Raw genomic sequence first — 21,368 nt, forward strand, 5'->3', positions numbered from 1 at the left:
CATGCGCCGGAACACGAAACGCCGGATCGAACTCGTCGGAATCGGCCTGACCGGGCTGCTGGCGGCCCTGATGCTCGCCTTCCTCGTCCTCGACTACCTGCGGGCGTATCCGTACGCGTCGGCGCTGTACGAACAGTTCCGCCTCGCCGGCCTGATGCTGGATTCGGCCCTCGGAACGAACGTCTTCTACCATCCGTACCTGTGGCGATCGATGGCGACCGGGGTGCTGGTCGGCATCGTCGCGCCGCTCGTCGGCACCTACCTGGTTCACCGCGAGATGGCGCTCATCGGGGAGACGCTCGCCCACACGGCCTTCGCCGGCGTCGCCATCGGCCTCCTGTTCAGTTCGACGACCGGCTGGGGCGGCTCCCTGCTGCTTTCCGCGCTCGTAGTCGGGATTCTCGGCGCGCTCGGCGTCCAGTGGCTCGCCGAGCGGACCGACACCTACGGCGACGTGCCGATCGCGATCATGCTCACAGGGAGCTTCGCCGTCGGGACGCTCATCATCAGCTACGGCCGCGGGCTGACGGGGATCAACATCAGGGGCTTCCTCTTCGGGAATCTCGCCGTCGTCACGCCGGCCGGCGCGCGCATGATGGCCGTTCTCAGCGTCCTGGTCGTCGCCGTCGTCCTCGCGACCTACAAGCAACTCCTGTTCATCACGTTCGACGAGCAGGCGGCCCGCGTCGCCCGACTCGACGTCACCTGGTACAACACGCTGTTGATCGTCATGACGGCCGTCGTCGTCGTCGGCGCGATGCAGATCCTCGGCGTCATCCTCGTCGCCGCGATGCTCGTCGTACCCGTCGCGGCCGCGACCCAGGTCGCCGGAAGCTTCCGCGAGACGCTGTTCCTCTCGATCCTGTTCGGCCAGCTGTCGATCGTCGGCGGCTTCGCGTTCGCGATCTCACAGAGTCTCCCCACGGGCGGTTCGATCGTCGTGGTCGCGATCGGCCTCTACCTGCTCGCGATCCTCGCCTCGAACCGGGCGACGACGGCGATCTCGACCCACTAGATCGGTCGCATCGTCCCCAGCCAGTAGGAACACGCCACATACTTAACCCGCTACTCGGCCAACTCCCAGGCGATGGGACGGTTATCAGAACTCTTTGCACCCGAGACCGTCGCCGTGATCGGGGCGACCGACCGCGAAGGCGCCGTCGGTCGGGCGATCCTGGAGAACCTGCAGGACGACTTCGACGGCGAGGTCGTCCCGGTCAACCCCTCTCGCGACGAGGTGCTCGGACTCGAGTGCTACTCCGACGTGACGAGTGCGCCACCGATCGATCTCGCGGTGGTCGTGGTACCACCCGCCGTCGTGATCGAGACGCTCCGGGAACTCGGCGAGGTCGGGACCGAGAACGTCGTCGTGATCACCGCCGGCTTCTCGGAAACCGGCGGCGAAGGGGCCGAACGCGAGCGTCAACTCCGCGAGGTCGCCGACGAGTACGACCTGAACGTCGTCGGGCCCAACAGCCTGGGGATCATGTCGACCCCCGCCGACATGAACGCGACGTTCGGCCCCGAGAACGCCCTCGACGGCTCGATCTCCTTTATGAGCCAGTCGGGCGCGTTCATCACGGCCGTCCTCGACTGGGCCAACGAACAGGGGATCGGCTTTCAGGACGTCGTCTCGCTCGGCAACAAGACGGTCCTCGACGAGACGGACTTCGTCCGCGAGTGGGGCGAGGACCCCGAAACCGACGTCATAATCGGCTACCTCGAGGGGATCGACGACGGCCACGAGTTCGTGAAAACGGCTCGCGAGGTCACCGACGACACGCCGATCGTCCTCGTCAAGTCCGGTCGGACCGACGCAGGGGCACAGGCGGCCTCTTCACACACGGGCGCGATCGCCGGCAGCGAGCGCGCCTACGAGACCGGCCTCGAACAGGCCGGCGTGATCCGGGCCCACTCCGTCCAGGAACTGTTCGACTACGCGCGGGCGCTCTCGGGGCTCCCCCAACCCGACTCCGACGGGGTCGCCGTCGTCACGAACGCGGGTGGCCCGGGCGTCCTGACCACCGACGCCATCGGCGACTCCTCGCTTTCGATGGCCGACTTCACCGACGAGACGATCGACGAACTGATCGAGTCGATGCCCGACGAGGCCAACGTCTACAACCCGATCGACGCGATCGGGGATGCCGACGTCGACCGGTTCGGCGAGGCGCTGGACGTCGCGCTCGCCGATCCCAACGTCGGCAGCGCGGTCGTCGTCAGCGCGCCGACCGCAGTGCTCGAGTACGACGACCTCGCCGAGACCGTCATCGAGAAACGCGAAGCCCACGGGAAACCCGTCGTCACCTGCCTGATGGGCGGCGAGCGTGCCCGCGCCGCCGAGGAGGTGCTGCGAAGCGGTGGCATCCCGAACTACTTCGATCCCGCGCGTGCGGTGGCCGGACTGGACGCGCTGGCTCGCTACCGCGACGTGCGCGAGCGGACGATCGACGATCCCACGCAGTTCGACGTCGATCGGGAACGGGCCCGCGAGATCCTCGGCCGGGCGAACCGGCGCGACAGCAACCGCCTCGGCGTGGAATCGATGGATCTCCTCGAGGCCTACGGCATCCCGACGCCGGAGGGCGAGATCGTCGACGATCCCGACCGCGCCCGCGAGGTGGCCACGGGGATCGACGGCGACGTCGTCATGAAGATCGTCAGCCCCGACATTTCACACAAATCTGACATCGGCGGCGTGAAAGTCGGCGTCGCGAACGAGGACGTCTACGACGCCTACGAGGATCTCGTCGCGCGGGCGCGAAACTACCAGCCCGACGCGACGATCCTCGGCGTGCAGGTCCAGGAGATGCTCGATCTCGACGCATCGACCGAGACGATCGTCGGCATGAACCGCGATCCGCAGTTCGGCCCCCTGTTGCTGTTCGGACTCGGTGGAATCTTCGTCGAAATCCTCGAGGACACGTCGGTTCGCGTCGCCCCGATCGGCGAGGACGAGGCCCGGGCGATGATCGACGAGATCAAGTCGGCCCCGCTGTTGCGCGGTGCCCGGGGCCGCGAACCGGCCGACGTCGATGCGATCGTCGAGACGATCCAGCGGCTCTCGCAACTGGTGACGGACTTCCCCGCGATCCTCGAACTCGACGTCAATCCGCTCGTCGCGGGCCCCGACGGCGTAGCGGCGATCGACCTCAGACTCACGGTTGACACGGAGGAACTATGACCGACCCAGACACCACGGACGAATCCCAGATCGACGAACAGAGCACCGATAGCGCGACCGACGGACCCGACACCATCCTGGTGAGTTCACTCGAGGAAAGTACCGGCAAGACGGCGATCACGCTGGCACTCGCCCGCCTCGCCGAGGCCGACGGCGACAGCGTCGGCTACATGAAACCGAAGGGGACGCGACTGGAGAGCAACGTCGGCAAGACGCTGGACGAGGACCCGCTGCTCGCCCGCGAACTCCTGGATCTCGACGCCGAGATGCACGACCTCGAACCGGTCGTCTACTCGCCGACGTTCGTCGAACAGGCGATCCGCGGCCGCGAGGATCCCGCCGAACTGCGCGATCGGGTCCGAGAGGCCTTCGAGACGGTCTCCGCGAACCACGATCGCCTCTTCGTCGAGGGTGGCGGCCGGTACGATATCGGCGGCATCGTCGAACTCACCGACGCGGACCTCGCGGACGTGCTCGACGCCCGCGTCCTGCTCGTCGCACCCTACGAGGTCCCGGGTGACGTCGACGACGTCCTCGCCGCCGTTCGAACCTTCGGCGATCGACTCGACGGCGTGATCTTCAACGACGTCCCCGACGCGGCCTACGATCAACTCGAGACCGACATCGTTCCCTTCCTCGAAGGACGCGGCGTCTCGGTGTACGGCGTACTCCCGAACGAGCGGGCGCTGTCGGGCGTCACGGTGGCCGAACTCGCTGACGAACTCGGAGCCAAACGGCTCGTCGAGGCCGGTGACGACGCCTACGTCGAGCGGTTCTCCGTCGGTGCGATGGGCGCGGACAGCGCCCTGCGTCACTTCCGCCGGACGAAAGACGCGGCGGTCATCACCGGGGGCGATCGAGCGGAGATACACGCGGCCGCGCTCGAAGCGCCCGGCGTCCGCTGTCTCATCCTGACCGGCGGCCACCGACCGTCCGGCGCGATCCTCGGACAGGCGACCGAAAAGGGCGTCCCGATCCTCTCCGTCCAGACGGACACGCTCACGACCGTTGAACGGGCCGAAGACGTCGTTCGCAGCGGTCGGACCCGAGACGCCGAGACGATCGATCGGATGGAACGGCTGTTGACCGATCACGCAGCAATCGACTCGATCCTCGACCGCGACCGCGAGTAGCCACTGCCAGGCAGTGCACACCTGATCGCACGGCGGCTGTGCGATCGGTGTGGAAACCGATTCGGCTGGTACTTCGCACCCGGAATCGCCGCGACGACCGATCGACGGGCATCGACTCGGGGCTGTGGAGAGACGACTGGCGGACGGACCAGCTGGACGCGATGGATCTCGCTCGGCAGGAAATTGCAGCCCCGGAACGGCCGATCCGGGCAAATCGTCCGCCCGGGGTCGCGCCGGTTGTCAGAGGCACCCCGGCACCTGACACGTTCGCACTCCAGTCGTATACCCTCATCCGTCGGAACGCCTCCCACCGGATGAGTACGAGTACATAACTGTTTCCCTCGTTTAAGTATCCGACACCGAATTCGGGCGGTCGCCGGAATCTGCAGCGGATCGCGCTGACCCGTCGCACGGTCACACCGAGTCAGCACGCGTCGATTCCGGTCGGCATTCTGGCCGAGAGCTATTTGCATCCTCGTTACATGAGTGCCGACAATGGGCGGGGAGGGGGACGAAACGGCAGTGCTCGAGGCGCTGCATCGGCGGCAGACGCTGCTTCAGCGACTCGCCTCGGAACCGGCGCGACCGCCCGCACTCGCCGATGACTTGGAGTCCGCACGATCGACGGTCGAGCGGGGGCTATCGGAACTCGAGGCGGTCGACCTGATCGAACGCGTCGACGGCCAGTATCGGACGACGCTGGCCGGTGAACTCGCTCTCGCGGAGTTCGACCGTCTCGTCGATCGGGTCGCGGACGTCGCTGGTGCGTGGCCGCTCCTTGGATCCCTGCCGGCCGACGCGGCGATCGATCCCCGGTTCCTCGACGGTGCGAGCCTCGTGCTCGCCGATCGGGACGACGACGATTCAGCCCTCGACGGGGCCGCGCGCGTCGCCGACGACGCGATCGATCCAGTGGCGGCCCTCGAGGGGGTCCTCGAAACTGCGTCGCACCATCGCATCTACGTGCCGTCGTTCGACCACCGTATCGCTCGGACGTACGTCGAGGCGATCCGTACGGGGACGTCGGTCGAGGTCACGTTACCCAGCGACGCCGTCGAGAGCGTACTCGCGACCGTTCGACGGGAGACCGCCGACGCGATCGCGAGCGGGCGGCTGGCGCTCTACGAAACCACGATGGAACTACCCTACGCGCTCGTCGTCGTCGAGTTCGAGGATGGCGCTGTGGCCGAGGTTCCGTTCGATCGGGACCGCGATACCGACGCGCTCGCGATGCTCGTCGTCTGCGAGAACGGGTCGCCGGGTGGGGTCATCACGAACGACGACGCGGCCGCGCTCGAGTGGGCCACCAGGAAACTCGCGTCCGTCAGGGCGACAGCACAGGAACTGACGCTCGACCGTTCCCGATGAGTCCGGGACGATACCGTTCGGGTTCAGTGACTGTCGCGTCTGACCAAGAACTAAGAGTCAGGCGCGCATGGACCCTGACATGGACGGCATACCCCAGGAAATTACCTCCCTCGTCGGTCGTGAGGTCTACTCGAACAACGGCGTCTTCGTCGGCGAAGTCGAGGACCTTCGCCTGAACATCGACGGCCAGGCGGTCACGGGACTGGCCCTCGGCAATCTCAACACGGAACTGTTCTCGGACGAAGCGCGGAGCGGGCAGGGCGTCATCGTGCCCTACCGCTGGGTTCGCTCCGTCGGCGACGTCATCCTGATCAACGACGTCGTCGAACGCGTTCGCGAACCGGACGAAGAAGAGAGCGAACTCGTCGCGTAGTCCCCTTCCGAGCGTCGACTGCGTGGTCGAACCGACAACCGCAATCCGGGTCGACCTACCCGTGCAGGCTCGGGACGCCACTAACCCCCGTTCGATCCTTCCGCACCGTCGACGCCCATCGCGTCGAACAGCGTTCGCTTGACGGCTTCCTCGGTCAACTCGAGCAACGTATCTCGCGTGTCCTCCGAAATCTCGATCCCGGTGAAGATCCCCAGCGGGATCTCCGCGCTGGCCTGGGTCGAGTGGCCCGCGGTCTCGCCGATCTCGCCGTAAGCGTCGTCGAGCACCTTCCCGATATTGATGCGGATGTCCTTCGATCGGCCGGCGAGGAAGATCGTCTCGTCGGCGATGCCGAAGACCGCCGTCGTCGTCACGCCCTCGAGATTGAGCAGGTGGCTCGCGGCCTGAGTTAGCGCCTCTCGATCGCGGACGAAGCCGGCGTTGGAGACGAGGTGGCTCCCCTGAACGTCGCGGTTGGCGATCGCTTCGGCGAGGACGTCCAGCGTCTCGGGGGACATCGACGGCGACTCGACCTGCTCTAACGTGTCGTGGTTCGCGAACGGGTAGAGATAGGCAGCGGCGGTGAGATCGGCGGGGGTCGTGTCGCGTTTGAAATCCAGCGTCTCCGCCCGGATGCCGTACAGCAGCGCCGTGGCGACCTCCTCGGAGACGTTCATGTCGTACTCCTGGATGTACTTCGTCATGATCGTCGACGTCGAGGACATGTTCGGGCGGATGTCGACGAACTCGGGTTCGTACGCCTCGTCGGGTTCGTGGTGGTCGATGACGATGTCGATGGGGAGGTCCATCTCGCTCGAGGTCGCGTGATCGACGAGTGCGACGGTGTCGTAGATCGATCGGTCCTCGATCTCGTCCCACTGGACGAGGTCGATCCCCAGGAGGTTGACGAACGCGCGGTTCTCCTGGTGGCCGACGTCACCGAGGTAGATGATGTCCGACTCGATCCCGAGGTGGTCGGCGATCGCCTGCAGCGCCGCGGCGCTGGCGATCGAGTCGGGGTCGGGACTGTCCTGGGTGACGATCGCCAGCCGCGTCCCCGTCTCCTCTAACAACTGGGCGAGTTTCCCGGCGTTGTACTCGAGTTCTCCCGACTCGAGTGCCCGCAGGGCCGACTCGGCGATGACCGACGACGGGTTGATGACGATGTCCGCGCCGAGTTCCTCGAGTTCGTCCCCGGAGACGGGATCGCTCGCACGCGCGACGACGAACTGGGTTCCGTTTTGCGTCCGAATGTTCTCGACGGCGCGTTTGTTGGCCTCGACGTCGGACGCGAGGATCAGGACGACGTCGCGGTCGGCGACGAGATCGGCGGCTTCCGGCTGCCGAATGTCGGCGGTGCGGGCGTCCAGGTCCTGATCCCGCAGCGATTCGACGCGACTCTCGTCCCGATCGACGATCAGGACGTCTTTCCCCTGTTCGACGAGTTCCTCCGCGACGGCGTACCCGACGCTCCCACAGCCCAGAATAGCGTAATCAGAGATCGACGAGATCGTAACCCCCGTACTCATTGACAGAGTGGTCGGACCGGTCGCACTTAACGCTCCCGAAGATTGGTACGTTTCGAGACCGATCGGCGGTCGTGGGGGTTTGTTCCGCCCTGTCACGCCGTCTGCCAAGGGAAACGTATTTCAATCCACATCCGAAAGTCGGAGGTACAGGGCCGGTAGCTCAGTCCGGCAGAGCGTCTGACTCTTAATCAGACGGTCGCGTGTTCAAATCGCGCCCGGCCCGCTTCTGCTCCGAGCAATTACGCGAGGAGCGAAGCGGCTAGCGGGATTCGAACTAGACCAGAAAGGCGCAGCGAAGCGAGCATTTCTGGGCGTGATCGTCTCCTAGGCGCCTGTCCCGGAACGATACCGACACGTCGTCCCCGATCGTGAACCGACACCATCTCACACAGTCCAACGTGTGTTGGGTTCAGGATTATCTACCAGTGGCTGGTAGCGTCGAGATGGAGGGCCCCTCCTCTCACTGACAGCCTCCCGCCCCCCACAGGGAGCCTGTCTTTCTCACTTCGATCCGACTCTCTGTCCGCGAGCGGCGGCGCTCGTGGCAGTCACGATCGAAAGTACCGGCACGCCGATATCTCCCGGCCAGCGAGAGAAGCCACCGAAAGGCTCTGCTGAAATCAGTACTCAGTGCTGGTCTGTTATCCGACGCGGTAAGTGTCGATCGAGCAGGTAACGGAGTCGGTATCGATCGCCTCGATACCCGTCAGAAACAGCGTGCCGAATACGGAGGCTGCATTCCGCGACTCTGGATCCCTCGACTGCGAATCATCCGTCGATGGTCGCCATCGGGGAGCACGAATTAGATCACTCTGCTGCCAGCCACCGGATCCACTCGCCGTACGATTTGTACTCCGCGAGGTGCGTCTCTTCGGAAACACCGTCACGGAGGGTGACCATCCGGTAATTCGGGTATTCGGATTCCGAAGACGAGGTATCTGAGAACCAGTAGAGTGGCCGTTCGCGGCTGAATTCACGGAGAACGTTTTCGAATTCGGCAACTGCACTCTCCTCGAACTGGTAAAGCGTATGCGTGCTAAAAATACAGAGTTCGAGTTCGACCGGTACCTCGGGAAGCAAATCGGGAAGGACACTCGGCACATCACCCTCGACGAGTCGTGGAGGGTCATCCGCAACCAGTTCGATCGCAGCCGCGAGTCGATCGTATCGCCACTGCTGATCCGGAATGGCGAGCGCCCGGAGCCATCGTTTGTCCGACGGATCGGTCACATCGAGCGGCTGAAGATCGATGCCGGCCCGGTATTCAACGTCGGGAATCGACGCGGAAAGCGGCGGATCGATCGCTCCTTTCACGGCGGATTCGATCCGTACCGGGGAACTCGACTCGCCGTGCGTGCCGTACTCGTCGTAGGCATACTGGAAGCGATCCCAATACAGATTGAGTCCGGCGCTGGTGCCGACCTCTACGAGCGCGAGTGGCCGTCGAACGCCAGTTCTGGCTGCGTGTGCGAACGCTGGAAAGAGAACCGCCGATCGACCGACGTCATTCGTCTGAACGCGTCGTGTGGCGACGATTTCGCGGACGCGGCCTTCGTGGGTAAGACAGAACTCGCGAAACGCCGGAAACGGGTCGGCATCGGACGGGTCGAGAGGATCGTCGGTACAACTCGGGTAGAACTCGGCGATCCGATGGTCGGGTTCTTCCAGCACCAGTGCGTGGACAGCCGCAAGGAGAAGTTGTGGTGGTGGTTGGCCGTCACGAGCCTCGGCAGCGATATCGACGAGATTCGGGCACTGAGCGGCTTTTCGTGCCAAGGATGCATAGAGTGGAGAAACCTCCTCTGCCCAGTCTCCATACCAGATGAACGCCTCCGAAATTTCGCCCATGCGTACCTTTCAGTGCGCTGTCTTTTAATGATTCACCCCGAGATCTCGAAGGGGAAACTCACGCCCTTCTCGAACGTGGTAGTGGTGTCCGTTAGATACGCGCGTTCGTATCCAACACGACTCTGGTTGGACAACATCCGCACGTACCCGATCGCACAGCCATCGTGCGATCGGCACGGGAATCGTGTCAGCGTCTCGCGAGCGATCCCGTCACCGATCGTCGCGCACGCCCGCGGGGAAGTCGTTGTTCGAGAGCGACACGGACCCGGAGTCGCTGGTGATGCGCAGGGAGTGGGGTCCCTCGTCGGTTCCGGCGTAGCAGTTCTCGATCCGGACGCCGTCCCCGCCGTTGACGACGATCGGGACGTGGGTCGTCTGGAACTCGCTTTCCCTGACGAGGTAGGTCTCACCCCGGAGTTCGAGACCACGCCGTTTGTCGTCCCCCGGTTGATCGACGGCGAGTCCGGCGAACCGACACTCGTTTCGCTCGCAGTAGATCGCGTGGCGAAGCCGGGTGCCGGGCGCATCGCCGGTGATCCGGACGTCGGCCAGTTCGACTGCTCCGGCGTCCCGGCCGAGAATGCGGACCGCGTTGGCGCTCCCGTTGACCTCGATGTCGACGTCCTCGATGAGTGTCTGTCCTGCCTCGGGGTCGATCTTGATCCCGTTGTTCGGGGCGACGCCGACGGTGATCTCCGTGTTCGTGATCGCGGTCGCGTCGACGTCGTTCATGATCCTGATCGCGTCGCCGTTCGGCCGCGGTACGTCGACGGTGACGCCGTCGATCTCGAACCGATCGCCGCCGTCGAGTCGAATCGGATGCTGGCCCGCCGAATCGTGCGGATCCGTGTCGACGACGGCGACCGCGTCCGTGATCGTCCCGCGACGGCCGCTGAGACGGATCGAGGCGGTGCCGCTGTTCTGGTACCAGCCTCCCTCGACGTCGACTCGGCCGGTCTCGCTCGATACGTACAACCCGTTGTCGGGGAAGCCGCCCAGACTGCAGTTCTTGAAGACGAGCGTTCCGCGGTGGTGCTGATTGACGCTGATGCCGGTCGCGCCGCGCCACATGTTCCCCGCGTTGGGCGTCTCGTCGACGTGGACGGCGCCGCCGGTCGCGTGGAAGCGAGAGACGACGCCCTCCCCGTCCGGGTCGGTGATGTTGAACAGCCCCGGCCCCCAGGTCCCGCTGTCGTGGACGCCGCGGACGGTGACGTTCCTGACGGTGAGGCCGTCCTCGACTTCGGCGTTGATGACGCGGATTCCCGTGTCGTCGGCGCTCTGATCGACGTCGAAGTTCTCGAACCGGAGGTCGCGGCCGGGGTTGTCGCTGGTTCCCAGTCGGAACAGACGATACTGCGGGCCGTCGAACGCGTGGTAGTTCGCCGGAACCAGCGTCGCGTTCTCACCGACGAACCCGACGTTCTCGAACCCGGTGAGTCGCAACTGTTCGTCCACGTAGTATTCCCCCGCCGGAAACTCGAGGAGCGTGTCGTCGCCGACGTTGTCTCGTAACACGGGCGTGATAGACTCGTTCCCCTCGGGATCCGCGCCGGCTTCGACCACGTCGACGACGGTCTCGTACTGTTCGTCGGTCGCTTCGTCAGGTTGGTCGTCGGTCTCTTCGTCAGGTTGGTCATCGATCCCTTCGTCGGGTTGGTCGTCGATTTCCTCGTCCCGCCGTGGTGCGGTGCACACGTTTTCGGACTGGTCGCCGCTCCCGTCTGCTGTCCCCATTCCGACGATCGAAAGCGTTCCGAGTCCACCGAGACCGCCTGCCAGATACGATCTCCGCCCAATCCGCGAATCGGATGAATCGTTCGAAGTCACGTGCCCTTTTCGACAGTGGGGTCTATTACGTATAGTCGACGTAAGTCCGCTCGAAACAGTCGCAGTATTCGAACGGCCGGATCGAACTGTTTCCGACTGGAGAACGATCGTCTCCGAGAGACGCGCCGCCGCCGACGATTCTATCGCGTCGCGGAGAAATACTGCGAGAGAGAGGTATCGACGAGCGAAACAGTTGTGCTGACACGGAATACTACGCGCGGTGTCAGGTTCTCCGCATAGCCGGCGGGTAAAGGAGTGAAACGAATTCTAGGACACCGTCTGGGACGTCCTATCGATCCTCGATCGCGTCACCCCCGATCTGGTCGGTCGGGTCACGTGATTCGTCGACCATTGCGCGGAGGTGTTCGAGCAGGAGTCCGACGCCGTCGGGCTTGAACCAGGTCGTGACTGCGCCCTCCGCTTCGACCTCATCGTGGACGCGCTCCTCGTCGCGAACCGGAATCGACAGCTCGACCGGTTGATCGAAGCGGTCCTCGTTTTCCTCGACCAGGTAGGTCACCTCCTCGAGTTCGCGGCGGACGTACTCGAACGGATCCATCGACTCGGTGTCGTCCGAGATGACGAACCGGCGAGTTCGCCCGTCGTCCAGTGTCACTCTGACGACGCCCTCCTCGATACGATCCTCTTCGAGATACTCGGTCAGAACGGTCTCGAAGAAGTCGGTCGTCATCCGGTCCCCTCGCGGTTTCGACTCCGAGTGATCCGGCGCCATCGGTTGTATCGTCGGCGGGTTTATAGATGACTGTACCGGCGAATCCTATGCACTGGGAAGCGCCCCGGACTGCCGCGCCGAGCGGGGACTTCGGTGGCGTGGCCCGCCACTGCCACCAACGTGGAACCGCCGACCGGACCGATCGCTGGACGTCCCGGTCGTTGGAAGTCGGTGACCGAACGCGCTGGTGACGTCGCGGCTATCGGTGAGGCGATCAGCGTCGGTGTCCGTGGTGGCCGCGGCAGTCGCCCCGACCCGCATCCGTTTCCCCTCGAAATCGTCGCTGGATCTCCGAGGTAAAAATCCTCATGCGAACATCTTCCACCCATTTCTCGCAAACTCGAAACGTCCGTCTCCCGTTTTGGAGGGGGGTTCGGTATTACCACGTGCCGAGGGGGCCGAAAATGACACAACCCAAGTCCGCGGCTACGTCGATGGAGGACCACGAGGAACGGATCAAGCGCCACTTGAGCGCTTCGAGAGAGATCGCGAAGAACCTGGATTTCGACGACGAGTTGAGCTTCGAGATGGGATTGCCGAGTCCGGGTCGTCGGACGTTTCTGAAGACCAGCGGCGTTGTGGCTGCGTCGGCGGCGCTTGCCGGCTGTGGGGATCAAACGGGGCAGAGTACGCCGTCGGATGACGACGAAGACTCGGGAACGCCGGAGGCGGAGCAGAGCGAGACGGTTCAACTGGAGGCCCATCAGTACGAGTTCCAGCCCCAGGAGATCCGGGTCCCGCCGAACACGGAGCTGACGATCGAGTTCACGAAGTCGACCTTCGAGAAGGCCTCGGACTTCGCGCTCCACTCGTTCTACCTCGAGGACCCGTACGATATTGGCCCCATCGAGTTGCCCGAAAGCACCGACGACGAGGCGTTCGACTCGGTCACGTTCGTCACCGATGAAGAGGGGACCTTCGACTTCGAGTGTTCGGTCTACTGTGGCGACGGACACGCCCAGATGAACGGTCAGCTGTACGTCGTTCCCGAGGGCGAATCCGTCGACGAGGTGGACTTCACGGACATGGAGACGCTGAAAGAGCGTCACGAGATCCTCAAAGAAGAGAGCGAGTTGGCCCAGGAGCCACAGCACGACCTCGACCTGCGGGATATCATGGTCGTCACCGAACGCAACAACGGGTCGGTGGCGATGATCGACACGGTCAACGACGAGTTCCTGGAGCGGGTCGAGAACGTGGGGAAGGCGATCCACGTTCACGACTTCCATCCCGAACTGCCCGAGCAGACGCGCGAAGGCGCGTACGTGTACACGCAGTCGCGGCAGGGAGAGATGTACAAGATCGACCTGTTCGACTTCGAACGGGTCGCCGTGGCCGACGCCGGGACGGACGCCCGGGACATCGCGGTCTCCCGGGACGGTGACTACGTGATCGGCGGGTTCTACAACCCAAACCACCTGGTCATCTGTGACGCCGACACGATGGAGCCGCTCAAGCGGATCCCGACCCATACCGTCAATCCCGACGGCGAGAGCCTCGGTAGCCGCGTCTGCTCGCTGTACGACGTCCCGGAGGAAGGGCTCTTCCTCGCCGGCCTCAAGGAGGGCGGCGAGGTGTGGCTCATCGACTACACCCAGGACGACTTCCCGGTCGTGGCGACCATCGAGTGTGGTCGAACCCTTCACGACGGGTTCTTCACGGAGGACGGACGCTACTTCATGATCGCCTCCCAGACGGACAACCAGATGGACATCGTCGACACCCAGAAGCGGGAACACGCCGCCGCGATCCCGATGGATGCGGTTCCACACCCGGGGCCGGGCGCGCTGTACCCGGACGAGGACCTCGCGTTCACGACGCACGCCGGTGCACCGAGCGTCGGCGTCTGGGACACGAACACGTGGGAGGCCGAGGAGATGATCGACGTCAGAGGCTCCGGCCTGTTCATCCGAAAACACGAGAACAGCGACTACGTCTGGGCCGATGTCATCCTCACCGACACCGAGGACGACGCGTACGTCTACACGATCGATCCAAACACCCTCGAGGTCGACCAGGAGATCGACTGCAGCCAGTGGGGTGCTGACGCCGCGATTCATCCGGAGTTCAGCCGTGACGGCGAGAAAGTGTACATCAGCGTCTGGCAGGGTGACAACGAATCGATCCTCGTGTTCGATCCGAACACGGGCGAACTGCTGACCCAGATCGAGGATCTGCTGGCACCGACCGGGAAATTCCTCGGCGTCCGCGCGGAGGGACACTAACCGTACCGATCGATACCGTGCCCACAGGCTCATGTCAAACACCCATTCCGACGCGATCGGGGCCGAAACCCGACGAGCCCCGCGTCCGCTCGCCCTCGTCAAGCACCTCCGCGGAGAGGGGTTCACGGCGATCGACGCGGGGAGACACGAGCCGCTCAGCCGAGTCGGGGAGGGGCGTCAGCCTCACGCGCTCGCAGTCCATCCCGGCGGACGCTGGGCGTACGTCCCCTACATGGCGTCGAACGCGCTGGAGGTCGTCGATCTCCGGACGCTCACCGTCGCGGATCGCGTCGAGGGGGTCGCCACTGCGCCGGTGGGAGCGGTCCTGACCCGAACCGGACGGTATCTGTTCGTCAGCACCTACGGCGGCCTTCCGGGGAACGATCGACCAGGACTGGCCGTCTTCCGGACGGACGACGAGCGAGTCACGCCCGTCGCGGAAGTCCCGATCGGAAAGGCAGCCGGCCTCACGGTCGACGCCCGGAACGACCTCTGGGTCGCACTGAAGGACGCCGACGAGGTTATCCGCGTCTCCGGGACGCCACCGTTCGAGGAACGCGGTCGGTTCGAGGTCGCCGGCGGTCCACAGGATCTGGTGTACGAACCGGCCTACGGGCTGTTGGGCGTGAACAACGTCGACGCGGGGAGCGTGACGTTCGTGGACGTACTCGAAGCGTCGGTTCTCGGATCGGTTCCGGCTCCGAATCCGCGAGGGGGAACGGCCGTTCCGGCCAGCGACCGGTGGTTCGTCGGGAACACCGACGGTGACGGCGTCACGGCGGTCGACGTGGACGCGGTTCGACGCGGCGACACCGATTCGACGGCGATCGAGCACGTCCCGCTCGGAACGGCCACCGCGTTCACCGACGCGACGCCCGACGGGGCGCTGGTCGCCGTCGACGCGTACGACGACGACCGCGTCACGTTCCTCGAGCCGGCGGCCCTCGAGATACTCGCGAGAGTCGAGACCGGCCCGACGCCGCGTCATCCGCGGTTCAGCGCGGACGGTCGGGTCTGTTACGTCCCCAGCGTCGACGACGACGCGGTGACCGTCGTCGACGTCGACGCGATCCGCTCGAACGCCGACGCGCCCCGATTCGATCCCGACCACGACCCGATCGTAACCAGCATCGACGTGCCCGACGGGGCCGGGCCCGCTGGCTGTTTCCGTACCGACAGAGGGTGATACCCATGACTTTCGATACCAACACCGTATCCGCCGAAACCGACCGCTCGTCCCGGACACCGACGATCGTAAAGAACGCTGCAAGCAGCCACTTCAGTGCGGTCGACCTCGACGGCGGCGAAGTCCTCGCACGGGTCGGCGAGGGGCGGTACCCGCACGCGGTGCTGTTCCACCCGGACGCGCCCGTCGCGTATCTCCTGTACATCTCGAGTGCCCACGTAGAGGTGCTCGATCTCGAGCGGCTGGAAACGGTTCAACGCGTCGACGGACTCGGAACGATGCCCGTCGGGAGCGCACTCGGTTCCGACGGCGACTTGCTCTTCGTCGGCACCGCCGTGGACCTGCCGGAGGCGTCCGACCCCGGCGTCCTGGCGTTCGCGATCGGCGACGACGGCCGACTCGAGCCGGTGGGCACACGACCGCTCTCCCGAAGTTCCGGTATGCGAATCGGGCCGGACGATCGGCTGTACGTAGGCCAGAAGACCGAGAACGAGGTCCTCGCGCTCGGGGCCGACGTCGAGATGGGGGTCGACGCCCGGATCCCCGTCGGCGCGGAGCCACACGACCTCTACGTGCTCGCGGACGACGGGCTGGTGGTCGTCAACCACGCTGGCGGATCGTCCGCCTCGTTCGTCGATTCGGACGCGGATCGGATCCGCTGTACCGCCGAGACGGGGACGAACCCGCACGGCTTCGCCGTCGCGGACGGCCCCGGCTATCGGTACGGACTCTTCCCGGCCCGCGAGGACGAACGGGTCGCCGTCGTCGATCTCGAGGCGGTCGCGGCCGGCGAGGAGTCGCCGACGGAAGCGTTGATCGACGTCGGAACGGCGACCGGCTTCGCCGCGGTGACGCCGGACGGCCGCTACGCGATCGTCGACTCCTACGAGGAACCGTTCGTGACGATCCTGGACCTGGCTGACCTGTCGGTCGCCGGTCGCGTCGAGGTCGGTGGGGAACCGCTCCACGTCGTCTTCGGACCGAGGGGGGAGGAGTGTTACGTCGGGAACATGGAGCGAACCGACCTCGCGGTGCTCGACACCCGGCCGCTCGCCGACGATCGGCCGGCGGACGTGACGGTCGGCCGGCGAATCGACGGACTCGGTGAGAAGCCAAGCGGTATCTTCCGCCCGGAGGTGGACCAATGATCGACCTGACACGCCTTATCAGAGGACTCGACAATCGCCCGGAACAGATCCGCTACGAAAAGCGTCACACGAGGGATGCGCTCGTCCCGCTGGTCGTCTGGAACACGACGCCTGCGTGCAATCTGCGGTGCAAGCACTGCTACTTCGGGGCCTGTGACGAGCGCGACAGCGAGGAGCTGTCGACGGCCGAAGCCAGGGCGTTCATCGACTCCCTGGCCGAAATGGACGTGCCGGTACTCGTGTTCAGCGGCGGTGAGCCGTTCTTCCGCGACGACCTCGCCGAACTCACCCGGTACGCGGCGGAGCAGGGCCTGCGTCCGATCGCCTCGAGCAACGGCACGTTCCTGACCGAGGAGCGCGCCCGGGCAGCGGCCGACGCCGGGATGCAGTACGTCGGCGTCTCGCTGGACGGCATCGGGGCGACCAACGACGAGTTCCGCGGCGTCGAAGGAGCGTTCGAACGGGCTCGCGACGGGCTCCGAAACGCCCGCGACGCCGGAATGGGGACGGGGATCCGGTGTACGATGACCGAGGGAACCGTCGACGACGTCCCTGCGGTGATCGACCTCGCCGTCGAGGAGGGGATCGACCGCGTCAACGTCTTCCACCTCATTTACTCCGGCCGCGGCGGCGACATCACCGACGCCGACCTCGAGTTCGAACGCACTCGAGAGATGCTCGAGTACCTCTACGAGCGCACCAAAGAACTCGCCGAGACCAATCCCGACATGCAGATCCTGACCGCCGGCAATTATGCCGACGCGGTCTATCTCTACCACCGCATTCGGGAGGACACGCCGGAGCACGCCGATCGGGCCCGGGACCTCCTGTTCGACGACGGGCCCGGTCGCGTCGTAAAGAACGGCGACGCCGGCCCGAAGGTGGTCAACGTCGACCATCGCGGCGACGTCCACCCGAGCATGTTCCTCTCACAGTACACCCTCGGGAACGTTCGAAACCGGCGGCTCGACGAGATCCTCGCCGAAAGCGATCTCTGGGACCAGCTGGCCGAACCGTCCGGACGGCTGACCGGTCGATGCGGACGGTGTCCGTGGAAGGAGGTCTGTGGCGGGAACTCCCGTGCCCGCGCCGCTGCAGTGCACGACGACCTCTGGGCCGAGGATCCGCGGTGTTACCTCACCGACGCCGAGCTGGGTATGGACGAACGGCGAACCGACCACGCGCCCACGATCGACGTTCCAGTCACGATCGACTAGACCGATGCACGCTCCCAACTCGGCGCCAACCGACCTGCAAGCCGACCCCGTCCCGGCGAGGGCGGTCCCGAAGAGCGTTCGGCGACTCGCGTGTTGCCGAATTAGCCACGGAACTCACTCGACGGACGAACTGGGGGCGATCGCGCCGGACGACACACTCGCGCTCGCCCGTCGGATCAAGCGGCACGATCGCGTCACCGAGGCGGTCGTCCTTGCGACGTGTAACCGGGTCGAGGTGTATTTCAGTACTCGCACTCCGGCCGATCGGGACGCGGCGCTCCGCGTCGCGCGTGAGGCGCTCGGCACTTGCGAGACCGTCAAGACGGAGACGGGGCTCGACGTCGTCGAACACCTGACGCGCGTCGCCTGCGGTCTCGACAGCAAGGTGCTCGGTGAGGATCACGTCCTGGGGCAGGTCCGTCGAACGTTCGAGGCGGCGCTCGAGGAGGGGCTCGCCGGCGGCGTGTTGACGCGCGCAGCGGATACGGCGGTCTCGGTGGGTCGGACCTGCCGCGACGAGACCGAAATCAACGAGGGACGCGTCAGCTACGGGAGCGCGACCTGCGAGATCATCGCGGACCACGTCGGTTCTCCGTCCCGTCTCGTCGTCGTCGGCGCGGGAGAGATGGCGACCTCGGTCGCGAACGCGGCCGCTCATCGATGGGACGGCCGCGTCGACGTCGTCAATCGGACGACTGCGCCAGGGCTTCCCACCGGGGACGGTCGGTACTGGCCGCTCGACGACCTCGAGTCCGCGCTGGTCGAGGCCGACGCGGTCGTGACGGCGACGGGCGCAGCGGACCCGGTACTGACCCCCGAGACGGCGGCGGGCGTCGGGAGTGACACGCTGATCGTGGATCTGGCGACCCCTCCGGACGTCGCCGGCACCGTTCGCGAGTCGGCCATTCCGGTGGTGGATCTCGACGCGGTGCAAGACCGGATCGACGATGCCGTCGCGGGCCGGAAGGAGGCGGTACCGGCGGTCGAGGACGCGGTTGCCGATGCCGTCGAGACCTTCGTCGACCGGGAGCGCGAGAACCGCGCGGAGGATACGCTCCGTGCGTTACATCGCACCGCGGCAGCGATTCGAGAGACGGAACTCGAACGGGCGCGAGCGCGCCTCGAAAACGGGGAGGACGACCCCGAGACCGTGCTGGAGGACTTCGCCAGCGGGCTGACTGCCGCGCTGCTCGGGTCGCCCACCGAACGACTTCGGACGGCCGCACGCAACGGTGACGATGCGGTCATCGAAGCCACACACCGGCTGTTCGAACTCGACGCGTCCCTCGAGGAACCGGAGTAACTCGGCGTACGAGTCGAGTCCCCCGGCTCCGGCCCCGTTGGGCCGTCGTACCCTTCGCGTTACAACCGCGTTCGAGACGGGACGCGGTGACCGACGACGCGATCCGGGGCCGACGCTGCCAGCGCGACCGGCGGTCGATTAAGGGATCGTTCCGCTTCCATATCGATCCGTCGCCCGATCTGGACGGCTACCCGGCATCGGTCGGCGGCGACGTCTGCGACCGACCGATCGGCCGAAACGGGATCCCGTTACGCCGTGGGTACGCTCCCGAGATGGGACGGCAGACGCAGGGGCAGGTAAGCACTTGTGGTTATGTTCCTGGGGAATAAGGATCGAAAGTAGTTATATTTGTGTCCCCGTTCGAACTGCGAGCATGGACACAGACGCCGGCCCGGCGACCCGCCACGGCCGTCGGGCCGTACTGGCCACCGTGGGAAGCGCGACGACGGGGCTCGTCGGCGGGTGTCTCGGGGCCGAAGACGATCGCGTCCGAGTGCTCGCCGCGGGCAGCCTCGCCGTCGTCCTCGAGGAACACGTGGGACCAGCCTTCGAGGACGACACCGGGATCCGGTACGAGGGCGAGTACCACGGCTCGAACGCCGTCGTGCGAATGATCGAGGAACCGACCAAACATCCCGACGTCGTGATCAGTGCGGACGTCGACCTCCTCCGGGAGCGACTCTATCCCGATCACGCCGACTGGGACGTCGAGTTCGCCGCCAACGCCGTCGGCATCGCCTACGACCCGCGGACTGACGTCGGCGACCGATTGGCCGACGGGGAGCCGTGGTACGAGGTGCTCGCGGACGCGGATCCCGGCGAGGTGGCGATCAGCGATCCGGACCTGGACCCACTCGGGTATCGCGCGGTTCTGCTCTTCGAACTCGCCGAGCGCGAGCACGACCTCGAGGGGTTCCGCGCGTCGATGGTCGATCGGGTCTATCGCGAGCCGAGCGAATCCGCGTTGCTCGCGGGCATCGAGGCCGGAGACCGGGCCTGTGCAGTGTGTTACCGGAACATGGCCGTCGACCACGACCTGCCGTTTCTCGCGTTGCCCGACGCGTACAACTTCTCGAATCCCGTGTACGCAGACCGGTACGAACAGGTGACGTATACGACCGCGGACGGCTACACCGCGACCGGGTCGCCGATCGTTTACAACGCGACGGTCCGGACCGATGCCGACCGGCCGGAGGCCGGCCGGACGTTCGTCGACTATCTCCTGGAGGACGCCGACGTGCTCGCCGAACACGGATTACAAGTGCCGGACGCGCTTCCCCGCCGTCACGGTGAGCCACCGGAGGGACTCGGCGGATGACCGGTAGAACCCCATCCGGCGACGGCGATCGCGATCCCGGTCTGTCGCGCTCCCGTGACTCGACCGGTGGTGCCACTGGGTCTCGTAACGTGACCAGCAGGCGCCCTCGGTCCCGTGGCACTCCCAGCGGCGAGAGCGGCCACACGAGTCGGGTCGGGGCCGCGCTCGATCGCGTCACGAGCCCACGCGCCGTGCCCGTGCTGCTCGGGACGGTCCTGCTCGCGTACTTCGTGGTCCCGTTCGTCGCCTTCTTCGGCCAGGTGCGATCGGTCGACGTCGTCGGCGGACTCGCGGAGCCGTCGACACAGGAGGCCATCAGGACCTCGCTCGTGACCGCACCGATCGCGACGGTCATCTCGACGGTCTTCGGCGTCCCGCTCGCCTACGTCCTCTCGCGTGGCACCTTTCGGGGCAAACGGCTGGTCGAAGCCGCCGTCCTGTTGCCGCTCGTGGTCCCGCCGATCGTCGGTGGGGTCATGTTGCTGACCGTCCTCGGCCGGTACGCGCCGATCGGGGCGGCGGCCGCCGCGTTCGGGATCCCACTGACCGGGAGCCGGGCCGGCGTGATACTCGCCCAGACCTTCGTCGCCGCGCCGTTTCTCGTGGTCAGCGCGCGGGCTGGCTTCGACGGCGTCGACGAACGTCTCGAGGAGGCCGCCCGGACGCTGGGCTACGGCCCGGTCGAGACGGCGTGGTCCGTCTCGTTGCCGCTCGCTCGAAACGCCATCGCTGCCGGGATGGTCCTGACGTTCGTCCGCGCCATCGGCGAGTTCGGGGCGACGATGATGGTCGCCTACAACCCGCGAACGATGCCGACGCGGATCGAAGTGTTGCGGATCTCGCAGGGCCTCGACGCGATCGTGCCGATCGCGCTGGCGTTGCTCGCGATTGCGCTGGTCGTCGGCTGCCTCGTCCAGTTCCTCGGAACGCCCAGCCGGTAGTGGCTGGCGCGACGTGTTCGATCTGTCGTTCT

Annotated in this window: 16 protein-coding genes and 1 tRNA gene; 13 read left to right on the forward strand and 4 right to left on the reverse strand. The window is 65.7% G+C overall.

The window, feature by feature from the left end; all coding sequences use genetic code 11:
* Position 1: 1 nt before the first annotated feature.
* The 5 genes from MUG98_RS07100 to MUG98_RS07120 all read left to right on the forward strand — a co-directional run bounded on the left by MUG98_RS07100 (position 2) and on the right by MUG98_RS07120 (position 6,058).
* Positions 2-1,015, forward strand: a complete 1,014-nt coding sequence (locus MUG98_RS07100; protein WP_265111438.1) for a metal ABC transporter permease — start codon at positions 2-4, stop codon at positions 1,013-1,015.
* Between the two features lie 72 nt (positions 1,016-1,087).
* A complete protein-coding gene (locus tag MUG98_RS07105) occupies positions 1,088-3,184 on the forward strand; it encodes an acetate--CoA ligase family protein (RefSeq protein ID WP_265111439.1) in 2,097 nt (698 codons plus the stop codon).
* Positions 3,181-4,317, forward strand: a complete 1,137-nt coding sequence (locus tag MUG98_RS07110; protein ID WP_265111440.1) for a phosphotransacetylase family protein — start codon at positions 3,181-3,183, stop codon at positions 4,315-4,317. The genes MUG98_RS07105 and MUG98_RS07110 overlap by 4 nt, the downstream gene beginning before the upstream one ends.
* A 495-nt stretch (positions 4,318-4,812) precedes the next feature.
* Positions 4,813-5,685, forward strand: a complete 873-nt coding sequence (locus MUG98_RS07115) for a helix-turn-helix transcriptional regulator (protein ID WP_265111441.1) — start codon at positions 4,813-4,815, stop codon at positions 5,683-5,685.
* A gap of 79 nt (positions 5,686-5,764) precedes the next feature.
* Positions 5,765-6,058 (forward strand): PRC-barrel domain-containing protein, encoded by a 294-nt coding sequence (locus tag MUG98_RS07120; RefSeq protein WP_265111442.1) that lies wholly within the window; start codon positions 5,765-5,767, stop codon positions 6,056-6,058.
* 80 nt (positions 6,059-6,138) lie between these two features.
* On the opposite strand, the gene MUG98_RS07125 is transcribed toward MUG98_RS07120, so the two are convergent.
* Complete coding sequence (locus tag MUG98_RS07125) at positions 6,139-7,587, reverse strand: DHH family phosphoesterase (RefSeq protein WP_265111443.1); 1,449 nt, start codon at positions 7,585-7,587, stop codon at positions 6,139-6,141.
* Between the two features lie 149 nt (positions 7,588-7,736).
* Between MUG98_RS07125 and MUG98_RS07130 the strand changes: the two genes are divergently transcribed.
* Positions 7,737-7,810: transfer RNA gene (locus tag MUG98_RS07130), tRNA-Lys, on the forward strand.
* Positions 7,811-8,394: 584 nt separating this feature from the next.
* On the opposite strand, the gene MUG98_RS07135 is transcribed toward MUG98_RS07130, so the two are convergent.
* The 3 genes from MUG98_RS07135 to MUG98_RS07145 form a co-directional block, all read right to left on the reverse strand.
* Positions 8,395-9,435 (reverse strand): DUF2332 domain-containing protein, encoded by a 1,041-nt coding sequence (locus MUG98_RS07135; RefSeq protein WP_265111444.1) that lies wholly within the window; start codon positions 9,433-9,435, stop codon positions 8,395-8,397.
* 210 nt (positions 9,436-9,645) lie between these two features.
* Positions 9,646-11,172: a hypothetical protein gene (locus MUG98_RS07140; protein WP_265111445.1), complete on the reverse strand. Its 1,527-nt coding sequence runs from the start codon at positions 11,170-11,172 to the stop codon at positions 9,646-9,648.
* A gap of 382 nt (positions 11,173-11,554) precedes the next feature.
* Positions 11,555-11,956: a hypothetical protein gene (locus MUG98_RS07145; protein WP_265111446.1), complete on the reverse strand. Its 402-nt coding sequence runs from the start codon at positions 11,954-11,956 to the stop codon at positions 11,555-11,557.
* 446 nt (positions 11,957-12,402) lie between these two features.
* On the opposite strand from MUG98_RS07145, the gene MUG98_RS07150 reads away from it, so the two are divergent.
* The 7 genes from MUG98_RS07150 to MUG98_RS07180 all read left to right on the forward strand — a co-directional run bounded on the left by MUG98_RS07150 (position 12,403) and on the right by MUG98_RS07180 (position 21,336).
* Entirely contained in the window at positions 12,403-14,223 is a 1,821-nt protein-coding gene (locus tag MUG98_RS07150) for a cytochrome D1 domain-containing protein (RefSeq protein ID WP_265111447.1), read from the forward strand.
* A gap of 31 nt (positions 14,224-14,254) precedes the next feature.
* Entirely contained in the window at positions 14,255-15,409 is a 1,155-nt protein-coding gene (locus MUG98_RS07155; protein ID WP_265111448.1) for a hypothetical protein, read from the forward strand.
* Between the two features lie 5 nt (positions 15,410-15,414).
* Complete coding sequence (locus MUG98_RS07160; RefSeq protein WP_265111449.1) at positions 15,415-16,557, forward strand: YncE family protein; 1,143 nt, start codon at positions 15,415-15,417, stop codon at positions 16,555-16,557.
* Complete coding sequence (locus tag MUG98_RS07165; RefSeq protein ID WP_265111450.1) at positions 16,554-17,774, forward strand: radical SAM/SPASM domain-containing protein; 1,221 nt, start codon at positions 16,554-16,556, stop codon at positions 17,772-17,774. Before MUG98_RS07160 ends, MUG98_RS07165 begins: the two co-directional genes overlap by 4 nt.
* A gap of 4 nt (positions 17,775-17,778) precedes the next feature.
* Positions 17,779-19,077 (forward strand): glutamyl-tRNA reductase, encoded by a 1,299-nt coding sequence (gene hemA / locus MUG98_RS07170; RefSeq protein WP_265111451.1) that lies wholly within the window; start codon positions 17,779-17,781, stop codon positions 19,075-19,077.
* Positions 19,078-19,450: 373 nt separating this feature from the next.
* On the forward strand, positions 19,451-20,395 hold the full coding sequence (locus tag MUG98_RS07175; RefSeq protein WP_265111452.1) for an extracellular solute-binding protein: 945 nt from the start codon (positions 19,451-19,453) through the stop codon (positions 20,393-20,395).
* On the forward strand, positions 20,392-21,336 hold the full coding sequence (locus MUG98_RS07180; protein ID WP_265111453.1) for an ABC transporter permease: 945 nt from the start codon (positions 20,392-20,394) through the stop codon (positions 21,334-21,336). The genes MUG98_RS07175 and MUG98_RS07180 overlap by 4 nt, the downstream gene beginning before the upstream one ends.
* The last annotated feature ends 32 nt before the right edge of the window (positions 21,337-21,368 follow it).

Source organism: Halosolutus halophilus (assembly GCF_022869805.1).
Classification (GTDB): domain Archaea; phylum Halobacteriota; class Halobacteria; order Halobacteriales; family Natrialbaceae; genus Halosolutus; species Halosolutus halophilus.

Excerpts from the sequence above, each read along its gene's own strand:
- MUG98_RS07100 (WP_265111438.1), top strand. The coding sequence starts at position 2 with ATGCGCCGGAACACGAAACGCCGGATCGAACTCGTCGGAATCGGCCTG.
- MUG98_RS07105 (WP_265111439.1), top strand. The coding sequence starts at position 1,088 with ATGGGACGGTTATCAGAACTCTTTGCACCCGAGACCGTCGCCGTGATC.
- MUG98_RS07110 (WP_265111440.1), top strand. The coding sequence starts at position 3,181 with ATGACCGACCCAGACACCACGGACGAATCCCAGATCGACGAACAGAGC.
- MUG98_RS07115 (WP_265111441.1), top strand. The coding sequence starts at position 4,813 with ATGGGCGGGGAGGGGGACGAAACGGCAGTGCTCGAGGCGCTGCATCGG.
- MUG98_RS07120 (WP_265111442.1), top strand. The coding sequence starts at position 5,765 with ATGGACGGCATACCCCAGGAAATTACCTCCCTCGTCGGTCGTGAGGTC.
- MUG98_RS07125 (WP_265111443.1), bottom strand. The coding sequence starts at position 7,587 with ATGAGTACGGGGGTTACGATCTCGTCGATCTCTGATTACGCTATTCTG.
- MUG98_RS07135 (WP_265111444.1), bottom strand. The coding sequence starts at position 9,435 with ATGGGCGAAATTTCGGAGGCGTTCATCTGGTATGGAGACTGGGCAGAG.
- MUG98_RS07140 (WP_265111445.1), bottom strand. The coding sequence starts at position 11,172 with ATGGGGACAGCAGACGGGAGCGGCGACCAGTCCGAAAACGTGTGCACC.
- MUG98_RS07145 (WP_265111446.1), bottom strand. The coding sequence starts at position 11,956 with ATGACGACCGACTTCTTCGAGACCGTTCTGACCGAGTATCTCGAAGAG.
- MUG98_RS07150 (WP_265111447.1), top strand. The coding sequence starts at position 12,403 with ATGACACAACCCAAGTCCGCGGCTACGTCGATGGAGGACCACGAGGAA.
- MUG98_RS07155 (WP_265111448.1), top strand. The coding sequence starts at position 14,255 with ATGTCAAACACCCATTCCGACGCGATCGGGGCCGAAACCCGACGAGCC.
- MUG98_RS07160 (WP_265111449.1), top strand. The coding sequence starts at position 15,415 with ATGACTTTCGATACCAACACCGTATCCGCCGAAACCGACCGCTCGTCC.
- MUG98_RS07165 (WP_265111450.1), top strand. The coding sequence starts at position 16,554 with ATGATCGACCTGACACGCCTTATCAGAGGACTCGACAATCGCCCGGAA.
- hemA (WP_265111451.1), top strand. The coding sequence starts at position 17,779 with ATGCACGCTCCCAACTCGGCGCCAACCGACCTGCAAGCCGACCCCGTC.
- MUG98_RS07175 (WP_265111452.1), top strand. The coding sequence starts at position 19,451 with ATGGACACAGACGCCGGCCCGGCGACCCGCCACGGCCGTCGGGCCGTA.
- MUG98_RS07180 (WP_265111453.1), top strand. The coding sequence starts at position 20,392 with ATGACCGGTAGAACCCCATCCGGCGACGGCGATCGCGATCCCGGTCTG.